This is a genomic window from Amniculibacterium aquaticum (assembly GCF_003852705.1).
GTDB lineage: Bacteria > Bacteroidota > Bacteroidia > Flavobacteriales > Weeksellaceae > Amniculibacterium > Amniculibacterium aquaticum.
Genome location: NZ_REFA01000006.1, coordinates 101896 through 113281, shown reverse-complemented (window position 1 = coordinate 113281; position 11386 = coordinate 101896). Strand labels below are relative to the sequence as shown.

The 11386-nt window shown below is 35.8% G+C and carries 10 protein-coding genes; all 10 read left to right on the top strand.

Features of this window, described 5'->3' with window-relative positions; genetic code table 11:
• Positions 1-249 precede the first annotated feature (249 nt).
• The 10 genes from tnpA (at position 250) to EIY84_RS04225 (ending at position 11308) form a co-directional block, all read left to right on the top strand.
• A complete protein-coding gene (tnpA, locus tag EIY84_RS04270) occupies positions 250-693 on the top strand; it encodes an IS200/IS605 family transposase (protein ID WP_124640673.1) in 444 nt (147 codons plus the stop codon).
• Between the two features lies 1 nt (position 694).
• Positions 695-1867, top strand: a complete 1173-nt coding sequence (locus EIY84_RS04265; protein WP_164472013.1) for an ABC transporter permease — start codon at positions 695-697, stop codon at positions 1865-1867.
• Positions 1851-3005 (top strand): ABC transporter permease, encoded by a 1155-nt coding sequence (locus EIY84_RS04260; RefSeq protein ID WP_241154727.1) that lies wholly within the window; start codon positions 1851-1853, stop codon positions 3003-3005. The genes EIY84_RS04265 and EIY84_RS04260 overlap by 17 nt, the downstream gene beginning before the upstream one ends.
• A gap of 324 nt (positions 3006-3329) precedes the next feature.
• The gene (locus EIY84_RS04255) at positions 3330-4808 is read left to right on the top strand and encodes an ankyrin repeat domain-containing protein (protein WP_124640670.1); all 1479 of its coding nucleotides are present in this window, start codon (positions 3330-3332) and stop codon (positions 4806-4808) included.
• Positions 4809-4853: 45 nt separating this feature from the next.
• Positions 4854-5333: a DUF2271 domain-containing protein gene (locus EIY84_RS04250; RefSeq protein ID WP_124640669.1), complete on the top strand. Its 480-nt coding sequence runs from the start codon at positions 4854-4856 to the stop codon at positions 5331-5333.
• A gap of 82 nt (positions 5334-5415) precedes the next feature.
• The gene (locus EIY84_RS04245; RefSeq protein ID WP_124640668.1) at positions 5416-7608 is read left to right on the top strand and encodes a PepSY domain-containing protein; all 2193 of its coding nucleotides are present in this window, start codon (positions 5416-5418) and stop codon (positions 7606-7608) included.
• Positions 7609-7613: 5 nt separating this feature from the next.
• Positions 7614-8576 (top strand): FAD:protein FMN transferase, encoded by a 963-nt coding sequence (locus EIY84_RS04240; protein ID WP_124640667.1) that lies wholly within the window; start codon positions 7614-7616, stop codon positions 8574-8576.
• A 204-nt stretch (positions 8577-8780) separates the two neighbouring features.
• A complete protein-coding gene (nirK, locus tag EIY84_RS04235) occupies positions 8781-9833 on the top strand; it encodes a copper-containing nitrite reductase (protein ID WP_124640666.1) in 1053 nt (350 codons plus the stop codon).
• A 39-nt stretch (positions 9834-9872) separates the two neighbouring features.
• A complete protein-coding gene (locus EIY84_RS04230; protein WP_124640665.1) occupies positions 9873-10712 on the top strand; it encodes a formylglycine-generating enzyme family protein in 840 nt (279 codons plus the stop codon).
• A gap of 26 nt (positions 10713-10738) precedes the next feature.
• Entirely contained in the window at positions 10739-11308 is a 570-nt protein-coding gene (locus EIY84_RS04225; RefSeq protein WP_124640664.1) for an SCO family protein, read from the top strand.
• Positions 11309-11386: the final 78 nt, after the last annotated feature.

Sequence of the window (11386 nt, the reverse complement as noted above, 5' to 3'; positions counted from 1 at the left end):
AACCGTGGGCAATGAAAAAAATAATGAAGCGATTGGGTTTTAAAAAATATTTGAGATCATAACCCATCGTTTCAACGATGGAACATTACAAAAGCACCACTGTTGAAACCGTGGGCAATGAAAAAAATAATGAAGCGATTGGGTTTTAAAAAATATTTGAGATCATAACCCATCGTTTCAACGATGGAACATTACAAAAGCACCACTGTTGAAACCGTGGGCAATGAAAAAAAATAAAAAAACAATGTCATGTCACATTCATTCAACAAACTTTGGATACATGCAATTTGGGCAACAAAACTAAGAGAGTCGCTTATTCATCCCGAAATCGAAAAAACCATTCATCAATTTTTATATGATGAATTTAAAGATTTAGGCTGTCCCGTTAGGATTATTAATGGCATGCCAGATCATGTACATTGTTTATTTTTATTAAATCCTCAAAAATCCATTGCCGAGGTAATAAAAACAGTAAAAGGAGTAAGTTCGCACATCATTAATCAATCCAATTTGATGTCTGGAAAATTCGCATGGCAAACTGGATATGCTGCTTTTTCGGTTTCAGAATCACAATTAGAAAAAATCTATTTCTACATTAAAAATCAAAAAGAACATCATTTACATAAAAATTTTATTGATGAATATGAAGGTTTTCTTAAGAAATATGGATTTGATAATCATAATGAAGAATAAAATGAAAAATCTTCTTAAAATCATCTTCCGAGAATGGAAACGACTTTTCAGTTTGCCCGTATTTTATGTGGTAGGAATTATCGTGCCACCGATATTATTTTTATTTTATGGATATCTTTATCAAAATAAATTTGCAGAAAACCTTCCGGTAGCTATTTGGGATGAAGATCAATCTGAAGTTTCCAGAAAGCTTACCGATATGATGAATGCTACGAAAACCATTAATTTTACAACAGTAGCAAAAAGTGAAAAAGATATCGAAAATCTTATCCTTTCCGGAAAAGTAGTAGGTGCGGTATATATTCCGAAAAATCTGGAAAAGGATGTTAAAAATTCAAAAACCGCAACCATTGTTGTTTATACCAACGCTGCTTCTTTAGTGGCCTCGAAGATGATTTATAAAGATGCTGCCGGCGTTGTGATAAAAGGTGGTTTGGCTGTGGTTTTACAAAAACTCACCAAACAAGGAATGCCGATACAGCAAGCATCAGCTTTAATACAACCTATAAAACTGAATACTTATACTTTATACAATCCGGATTATAATTATCAGGAATATCTCACTCCAGGACTGATTAGTGTAGCCATCCAAATGGCGTTTATCATTGTTTCGGTTTTACTGCTCAACTGGGAATTAAAAACCAATTCCTTACAAGAATTATTACAAATCTCTGGAAACTCGGCTTCCAATATTATCATAGGTAAATTATTGGCATTATTGAGTATTTCATGGATCCATTTTTTAATGATTCAGTATATCGTTTTTCCTTTATTTGATTTAGAAAAAACAGGAACAACTTTTAATTTTTTCTTGCTCTACAATGGTTTGGTCATCGCTTGTATAGGTTTTGGAATGTTGGTTTCTGCAATATTTGATGATGTTATGCTTTGTGCGGATGTCGCTTTGTTTTTCACCTCACCGGCTTTTGTTTTTAGTGGCTTTACCTTTCCGAGAACCGCCATGCCGTGGTACGACCAATATTATGCTGCCATTATGCCCTATACTTATTTTCTAGATGGTTTTTTGAAAGGTTATTTTATGCAATTACCAGTACGGTATTTTTCAAAAGAATTATGGATTCTAGGATTGATGAGTTTCGGATTCATCAGTTTGTCGATTTTGGCGTATCAATTTAAAATAAATAGAAAAATTTCCAATGTTCAAATCCATTAAAATACTCTTTCTTCGGGAAATCCGATTGGTTGTTAAAGAACATTCTTTACTCCTTACTTTGTTAGGAGCTCCTTTGCTTTATGCTTTTATGTACGGAAGTATCTACATAAACAAAGTAGAAACCCAAGTCCCATTAGCATTAGTGGATGCGGATCAATCCTCACTTTCTAGGACTTTAATCCAAGAAATTTCTTCAGATCCTATGGTCAAAGTTTTGCCAGCTTTTAGTTTAGACGAAGCTCAGGAAATGATGAGAAAAGGAACAGCTGCCGGATATTTTTTTATCGATAAAGATTTTGAAAAAAGAATACTTTCTCTCCAACAATCCAATGTAACTTTGGCGGTGAACGCATCCAAATTTCTCCCAGCGAGCGACCTTACGGCACATCTCACTACGATTTGCTTAACCGTTGGCGGTGGTGTTCGGAAAACTTATTTTAACAAACAAGGGATGAATGATAGCCAAGCAATGGCAAATACCAATCCTATTAAATTAGATTACAGACCTTTATTTAACGAAAAAACAGGTTATGGAAATTTTCTTTTACCCGGATTAATGGCAGTTATCCTTCAACAAACTTTACTAATCGGACTTTGTGTGAGTATGTCATTGGAAAGAAAAGATGAAAAATTAGGCGAACTAAACAAATTAGCTTCAGGTTCTTCATCTAACATATTGGTAGGTAAAGGTTTATTTTACTTTTTAGTATATCTTATTTTTTCTCAATTTTTTGTTACCGTAGTATTTTCAGTTTTCGATATGCCTTTTCGGGGGAGCTTTTGGGAGGTTAATTTCTTGATCGCTGTATTTTTTGTTAGCCTGATTCCAATGGCGTTTTTAATAGGAAGTTTTTTCAAAAACACCTTGCTGATTATCCAACTAATGGGTTTTTCGTCCTACCCTATTTTTCTAATTACCGGATATTCCATGCCTTTTGAAAATCTACCATTAGCCATACAATGGATTTCAAATTTACTACCAACCACTCCATTTTTAAGGATTTATACTTTAGTAGTTCAAGGTGGTGGATCAATTATAGACCAACTTCCTAATTTATTTCATTTGGTAGGATTGGGAGTATTCTACACTTTGCTTTTTATTTTTAAAATGAAATATACCTTAAAAAAAACTTCTTAGAGCCTGTATAAATTTTATATCTAGATTTTTTGTATAGATATTTAGTGGATTTTGAGTTTTAAAATTGAAGTTTTAGAGGGCTTAAACAAAAATTTAAAATGCAAAATACGCTAAATAGAAAACAAAAAGTCAGATAAGAAAGATTAGAAATAGCCGAATTATTATTTCGGTAAAATTCTAAACGGGTTCTAAATGCAACAGCATTTTACACACATGTATAAAAATCATGTTTTGTAGTTTAAAATTAAGATAAAAAAGTTTTTTTATTTCATTCCGATGTTTTATTTTTGCCGTTAATTAGAATAAATAAAAATAAGCATCGTTATGAAAAAGATTCTTTATACAGCCCTATTTCTTTGCTCACTCATGTTCAATGCACAGAAAAACTCTTTACTAAGTCCAGAATTTTGGAAATCCAAACCCACTGTGGATGTAGTAAAAGCTGAAGTTGAAAAAGGAAACAGCCCATCCCAATTTAATGGAAATACTTTTGATGCAGCAGCACTTTCCATCACCAACGGTGCCCCCATAGAAACCATAAAATTTTTGGTAGAGCAAAACGGAAATTCTGCTAGCAAACTGACGCACGATGGTCGCTTGTACCTGCATTGGGCTGCCATGTCTGGAAATGTAGAAGCGGTAGATTTCCTAATAAAAAAAGGATCGGATGTCAATCTTTTGGATGACAAAGGTCTTACACCTCTTTCTTTCGCTGCAATTTTTGGAGTAAACAATCCTAAAATTTATGAATTGCTCTTCAACGCAGGGGTTAATCCCAAACAAAAATATCAAAACGGTGCCAATGTACTTTTGCTTTCTATCGGAAACGATAAAAATGGTGAATTACAAAAACTTTTCGAATCCAAAGGATTGAAAATCACCGATACAGATGACAAAGGAAATACCGCTTTCGACTATTCTGCAACTTTTGGAAATTTAGATTTTCTAAAAAAACTGCAAGCCCAAGGCATAAAAGCACACGGTTCTGCCATCATCAATGCAGCACAAGGAACAAGAAGATCTTCTAATGGCATTGAAATCTTTAAATATCTGATTGAAGATGTAAAAGTAAATCCTATGGCAACATCCGAGGATGGAACAACGGCTTTGCAAATTATTGCTAGAAAACCTAAACAAACCGAAATTATTACCTATCTAATTTCTAAAGGTGCAGATGCCAACAAAGCCGACACCGAAGGCAACACTCCTCTGATGATGGCTTCTGCAAGTCATGAATTGGACAATGTCAAATTATTAGCAGCACATACAAAAAACATCAATACCGTAAATAAAAATGGGGAATCTGCACTTTCTTTCGCTGTAAAAAATGGAGCTCCAGAAATCATTGCATTTTTATTGGACAAAAAAGCAGATGCTAAAGTTTTGGACAGCAAAGGAAACAATCTTGCCTATTATCTTGTGCAATCCTATAGACCAAGCAGACCTGGACAAAAAGATGAATTTTCTGAAAAGTTAAACATTCTAAAAACAACAGGGATTAATTTCGCAAATCCACAAAAAGACGGCTCTACCCTACTGCACCTTGCGGTAGCAAAAAACGACATTAACCTTTTCAAAAAATTAGCCGACTTCAACATCAACATTAATGCAACGGATAAGGATAAGATGACGGCTCTACACAAAGCTGCCTTGGTTGCCAAAGACGATGTTGTTTTGAAATACTTAGTATCTTTGGGTGCAGATAAATCTTTGAAAACTGAATTTGACGAAACTGCTTTTGACTTGGCCAATGAAAATGAAGCCTTGAAAAAATCAAATGTGGACATCAATTTCTTAAAATAGCATTTAACCCAACTCCTATTTATTCATCAAAAATAAAAATCATACATGAAAAATATTCTGAAAATCGGTTTCGTAACCCTATTCACTTTTGCATCTTTTGGATTTGCCAACGCACAAACTTCCAAATACAAATGCATGTTACAAATGACCAATTATAGTGGCGAAGGTGCATACATTGTGGTTTCTTTGGTTAACCCACAAGGAAAATATGAGAAAACACTCTACATGATGGGACCAGAAAAAAAATGGCACGACACGCTAAAACAATGGTACAGATCGGGCGGAAACAAAGTAAAACTTAACGGAATAACCGGTGCATCGGTTGCAGGTGGCGACAGAAGTATTGTCAACATTTCCGTGGATGACAAATACCTGGACAAAGGGTATAAAATCCGTTTTGAAACCGCAGTTGAAGATGGCAAGTACCATGTTTCTGATGCCGAAGTTCCGTTCACAAAGGCTGGAGTTTCCGAAAAAACAGAAGGTAAAGGTTACATCCGATATGTAAAATTGATCAAATCTTAATTTAATTGTCAATACTACAAACACTTTTCCAAAGTTTGAGACTTTGGAAAAGTCGTTTTTAACCCATAATTTTTTCTAAAAAATGACCGTATCCCTCTGGAGATTTGCCCATCTTTCCATCGCTGTTATCGCAAGTTTGTTTCTCATCTTGGCTTCGGCTACAGGTGTTATCTTGGCTTATGATGCAGCACAAGAAAATCTACAACCTTACAAAGTTGAAAATTTCAAATCCTTAAATCTTGCTACTTCCATTCCAAAAATAAAAGAAATATATCCTGAAATCACAGAGATTAATATTGATGACAATGGTTTTGTGCTTTTAGAAGGATCGGATGCGGATGGCAATTCGGTAAAAGGATACATCGATCCCAACACCGGGAAATTTTTAGGAAAGCCTTTGGTAAAAAGCTCATTTATCGAATGGAATATCCAACTGCACCGTTCATTATTTTTAAAAGAAACCGGCAGATATTTAGTGGGTATCGTTTCTATTTTACTTTTTCTGATGGGCTTTTCTGGTTTAATTTTGATCTTGAAAAGGCAACAAGGGGCACAACATTTTTTTGATAAAATAAAAAAAGATTCTCTTCCCCAATATCTACATGTGATATCCGGGCGACTGCTGCTCCTTCCAATCGCATTCATCACACTTACAGCAACTTATCTTTTCTTATATCGTTTTGATTATTTACCAAAACCAAAAACTGAGAAAATAAAATATGAAGTAAATAAGTACAAAAGCTTGAAAATTTCTGAATTCCCAATCTTTCAGAACACGGCATTGTCTCAGGTTAAAAAAATTGAATTCCCTTTTATCGAAGACGATCCTGAAGAAAACTTCATCATCAAACTAAAAGACAAAAACATCACGGTGAATCAAATAAACGGTACCGTGATCGAAGAACAAGCTCTTGCAAAAACAGAGATTTGGGAAGATATGAATCTGAAATTGCACACCGGAAGAGGCAATTTTACCTTGGCCTTGGTATTGGGGATTACTTCATTTTCCATTTTGGCATTCATCTACACCGGTTTTGCAATTACCTTCAAGAGAACACGCAATAAAATAAAGAACAACGGAAATGCAAATGATGCTGAAATCGTCCTATTGATAGGGTCCGAGAACGGCTCTACCCTGGGATTTGCCAACCACATCTGCAAGCAATTGACTTCAATTAACAAAAAAGTATTTGTAGCCGAACTTAACAAATATCAAGAGTTTCCAAAAGCCGATCATCTGATCATTATGACCTCAACTTACGGTTTGGGTGATGCCCCAAGCAATGCCGATCATTTTCTAAATCTATTGGACAAAGTCCATCAGAATAAAAAAATACAGGTGAGCATCGTCGGTTTTGGTTCCAAATCCTATGACGATTATTGTGCTTATGCTGAAAAAATTCAGGAAAAAATTTCTGGAAAAGATTGGGCAGAGATCATCACTTCTATGCATAAAGTAAACGACAAATCGACCGTTGAATTTACTGAATGGGTGAAAAATTGGGCGAGCCAAACTCTTATTCCATTAGCGACAACACCGGCTTTGTATCAACAAAAAGTCGAGCATCTAAAGGAATTTGTTGTTACCGGCAGAAGTGAGATTGTAGATGAAGCAACCACTTTCAAAGTCTATTTGAAACCTAAGGCAAAATTAAAATTCCAATCCGGAGATTTGATGGCTATTTACCCAAAAAATGATCATACCGAAAGATTTTATTCCGTAGGAAAAGTGGAAGAAACCGTACAATTGGTGGTAAAATTACACGAAAACGGTTTGGGATCGGGCTTTCTTCATCGCTTGAAAGAAGGCGACGAAATAAAAGCACGATTGATGGAAAATGTAGAATTTCATTTCCCCAAAAAAGCAAAAAAAGTCATCATGATCGCCAACGGAACCGGCATTGCACCTTTCCTTGGTATGATAGAAGAAAATATGGACAAGATCGAAAGCCATCTGTACTGCGGCTTTAGGCACGACAATCAATTGACAAAATCGTATCAAAACTTTTCGGAAAAACAAATAGAACAAGGAAAGCTGGCCTCTTTTCAAATGGCTTTTTCTAAAGGCGAGCAACAACACTATGTAATGGATTTGGTGAGAAAGGATACTGAAACTTTCATCGATCTTATTAAAAACAAAGAATACATCATGATTTGTGGTGCTCTAAAAATGCAACAGGACATAGAAAAGTTATTGAAGGAACTGAGCCTGGAAAATGGTTTGAGCTTCGACGAATATAAAAACCAAGGGTATCTGTTGACCGACTGTTATTAATCATCATGAAAATTTCAAAATTCATTTCATTTTTCTGCTTACTTCAAGCAGTATTTGTTTTTTCACAAATACAAATTACCCGTTCGGTGACTTTGATGGGCAGTCGTTTCGACATCACACTGGTAGGAAAAGATACTGTGAGCATCAACAAAAATATAGACCTTGCAGTAAGCGAAATAGACCGAATAGAAAACCAAATCTCTGAGTGGAGGTCAGAAACTCCCATCTCACAAGTCAATAAATTTGCTGGAATACAGCCTGTTGTCGTATCCAAAGAGATCATAAATTTGACAAAAACAGCTTTGTATTTTTCAAAAATCACCAACGGGGCATTCGATATCAGCATTGTTGCCATGGACAAAATTTGGAAATTCGACGGCTCTATGAAAATCATGCCATCGGCTGAAGCAATCAAAAACTCGGTTCGTAATGTGGGCTATAGAAACATCATCATCAATGAAAAGAATTCAACTTTATATTTAAAAAATAAAGGCATGAAAATCGGTTTTGGATCTATAGGAAAAGCCTATGCTGCCGACAAAGCCAAAGAATTGATGATGAAAATTGGAGTAAAAGCAGGAATCATCAACGCTGCCGGCGATGTTACGACATGGGGAAAACAACCCGATGGAGAGCCGTGGTACATTGGAGTGCAGAATCCGTTTCAACCCGACGAAGTCGATGATGTAATCGAAATGAACAACAATGCGGTAGTCACTTCGGGAAGTTATGAAAAGTACGCTGAAATCGATGGAAAAAGATACTCACACATCATCAATCCAAAAACCGGGATGCCCTCAACCGGGCTAATTTCCGTAACCGTCATGGGTCCCAATGCCACCCTTGCCAATGGACTGAGTACATCCATCATGGTGATGGGCAACAACAAAGGACTGCGATTGATGAAAAAATTCCCATCCTACAAATGCATTATGATTGGTGAAACAGGAAAGATCATAAAAAACTAACTTTAATAATATTTATAATCATCCTAAATTAACCTCTAATTATTAAATTTATCAAAAAATGTAAATAATATTGATATATTTGCGCATCTTAAATCAAGTAATGATATTTATCATCATTTATTAAGTTTAAAACTAATAAAAATCATATTCAATTAGGATAGATTTATCTGATTAAGATCTACATTTGTAAAAAAATTTAGTCGTATGAATAAGTCAATTTTGAAAATCATGACCGCTGTAATCTTAATGGGAGGATTAACAGCTTGTAAACAAAATCCCGGTGAAGCAAAATCTACTGATGGAGGTGCTGGAACCAATGCAATTGAAATCGCTGCAGAAGGTACACCTGAAACATTAGAATTAACAGCAGCTCCTAATGTACCAAAACCTGTTTTGGATAGAGCAGCTAAAAAAGTAATCGTAAACCTAGTAACTACTGAAGAAGAAGCTGAAATTGATGAAGGTGTAAAATATAAAGTTTGGACTTTCAACCACACCGTACCTGGGTCGTTCATCCGTGTAAGAGTTGGTGATGAAGTTCAATTGAACATCAAAAACGAAGCAAGCAGCACATTGCCACACAACATCGATTTACATGCTGTAAATGGACCTGGAGGTGGTGCAGAAGCTACTTTCGTAGCTCCTGGTAAAGAAGCTTCTTTCAACTTCAAAGCTCTTAACCCTGGATTGTATGTTTACCACTGTGCTGCTCCACCAGTACCAATGCACATTGCTAACGGTATGTACGGTCTGATCTTGGTAGAACCAGAAGGAGGTTTGCCTAAAGTAGATAGAGAATACTACATCATGCAAGGTGAGTACTACATCAAAGGGAAGTACGAGCAAAAAGGTTTCCACGAATTTGATCTAGAAAAAGGTATCGCTGAAAACCCTGATTATGTAGTTTTCAACGGTAGAAAAGGCTCCATGTTAGGTCCAAAAGTATTGGAAGCAAAAGTGGGAGAAACCGTAAGACTATTCGTTGGTAACGGTGGACCAAACCTAACTTCTTCTTTCCATGTTATCGGAGAAATCTTTGACAAAGTATATGTAGAAGGTGGAGACATGATCAACAAAAATGTACAAACAACCCTAATCCCTGCTGGTGGATCTGCAATTGTAGAGTTCAAAGTAGAGGTTCCGGGTGTGTACAACATCGTGGATCACTCGATCTTTAGAGTATTCAACAAAGGAGCTTTAGCGCAACTTAAAGTTACTGGAGCCGAAAACGAAAAAGTTTTTAAGAAAGTTAAATAAATAATTGAAGGGGCTCCTAAAGAGCCCCATTTTTTTTCTATGAAGAATTTTTGGATCATCCTATGTCTGGCATTTTTACACTCTTGTCAATCCGGTCAAGAGAAAAAATATGTTGCCAATAAAGAAAAAGTTAAGAATGAAAAAATCGTTTCCAACAAAAAAATGATTTTTATTGAAGGTGGACAATACACTCCTTTTTACGGGAGAAAAGATACCTTGGTCACCGTAAAACCTTTCTTGATGGATGAAACGCCAATAACCAATGCAGAGTTTCTAGAATTTGTAAAGAAAAATCCACAATGGAGCAAAAGCAAGATAAAAGCCATCTATGCAGACTCTACTTATTTGAAAGATTGGCCATCCGATTTTGAATTGCCCAAAAATTACAAACCCAACAGTCCGGTTTGCAATGTTTCTTGGTTTGCAGCCAAAGCCTATTCTGAAAGTGTGGGCAAACGATTGCCAACCCAAGACGAATGGGAATTTGTTGCCCAAGCCGATGATGTGGTAAAGAATGCCACGAAAAAACCTTCGTACTCTTCGGATATCATCGACTTGTACAATGTAAAAAACAAGCAATACAACGAGATTGCCCTATCCAAACCCAATGCATACGGAATATACAACATGTTCGATTTGATATGGGAATGGTCAGAGGATTTCAATTCAACCCTAACAACGGGAGATTCTAGAAAAAGTCAGTTCGACGACAAACAGCTTAGTTGTGCCGGATCTGCCATCTCTGCAAACGACATCTACAATTATGCTGCATTTATGAGATTCGCCTTCAGAACCAGCGTTCAAGCGAACTATTCTGTGTCGAATCTCGGTTTTAGATGTGCTAAAGATGCCCCCGAAAATTATACAAATCAAAAATAATTTTCTTAAAAAAAATATTTAATAGTATGAAAAAGTTAATTCTTATGTTGATGCTGGGATTGGGACTGATCTCTTGCCAGGACAAACAAAAAATAGAATACCTACCCTCCAATTCCATTTACAATTTATCCTCAGAATGGACCAATCAGGATGGCAAAAACATGCACTTTAGTGACATGATAGGAAAGAACATGATTGTGGTAATGATCTACACCACTTGCAAAACGGCTTGTCCACTTTTGGTTGCCGACATGAAAAAGGTGAAATCTCAAATCCCTGAGGATTTATTAAAAGAAACCAATCTGGTTTTGGTATCCATAGATCCGGAAACCGACACTCCTGAGAAATTGAATTCTTTTGCTAAAACCAATAAAATGTACGGAGAACCTTGGATCTTTTTAAGAAGCAACGAGGACGATACCAAAGAATTTGCCAACATCCTATCGATGAAGTATAAAAAAATCTCTCCAATCGAGTTTTCTCACTCTAATATCATATCCATTTTCAATAAAAAAGGAGAAATGATGAGTCAGGAAGAAGGTGCCGGCATCAACGCGGAAAAAGTGGTTGCAGAGCTGAAAAAGATTAAAAACTAAAATTAATTTTCCAAGCAAAAATAAATTAGGCTTTCTGTTTATCCAGAAAGCCTAATTTCATTATTGTTATTTCGATTT

What these genes read in the sequence shown, in the direction of transcription:
- EIY84_RS04225 (WP_124640664.1), top strand. Translation starts at nt 10,739, where the DNA reads ATGAAAAAGTTAATTCTTATGTTGATGCTGGGATTGGGACTGATCTCT.
- EIY84_RS04245 (WP_124640668.1), top strand. Translation starts at nt 5,416, where the DNA reads ATGACCGTATCCCTCTGGAGATTTGCCCATCTTTCCATCGCTGTTATC.
- EIY84_RS04265 (WP_164472013.1), top strand. Translation starts at nt 695, where the DNA reads ATGAAAAATCTTCTTAAAATCATCTTCCGAGAATGGAAACGACTTTTC.
- EIY84_RS04240 (WP_124640667.1), top strand. Translation starts at nt 7,614, where the DNA reads ATGAAAATTTCAAAATTCATTTCATTTTTCTGCTTACTTCAAGCAGTA.
- EIY84_RS04250 (WP_124640669.1), top strand. Translation starts at nt 4,854, where the DNA reads ATGAAAAATATTCTGAAAATCGGTTTCGTAACCCTATTCACTTTTGCA.
- EIY84_RS04260 (WP_241154727.1), top strand. Translation starts at nt 1,851, where the DNA reads ATGTTCAAATCCATTAAAATACTCTTTCTTCGGGAAATCCGATTGGTT.
- tnpA (WP_124640673.1), top strand. Translation starts at nt 250, where the DNA reads ATGTCACATTCATTCAACAAACTTTGGATACATGCAATTTGGGCAACA.
- nirK (WP_124640666.1), top strand. Translation starts at nt 8,781, where the DNA reads ATGAATAAGTCAATTTTGAAAATCATGACCGCTGTAATCTTAATGGGA.
- EIY84_RS04255 (WP_124640670.1), top strand. Translation starts at nt 3,330, where the DNA reads ATGAAAAAGATTCTTTATACAGCCCTATTTCTTTGCTCACTCATGTTC.
- EIY84_RS04230 (WP_124640665.1), top strand. Translation starts at nt 9,873, where the DNA reads ATGAAGAATTTTTGGATCATCCTATGTCTGGCATTTTTACACTCTTGT.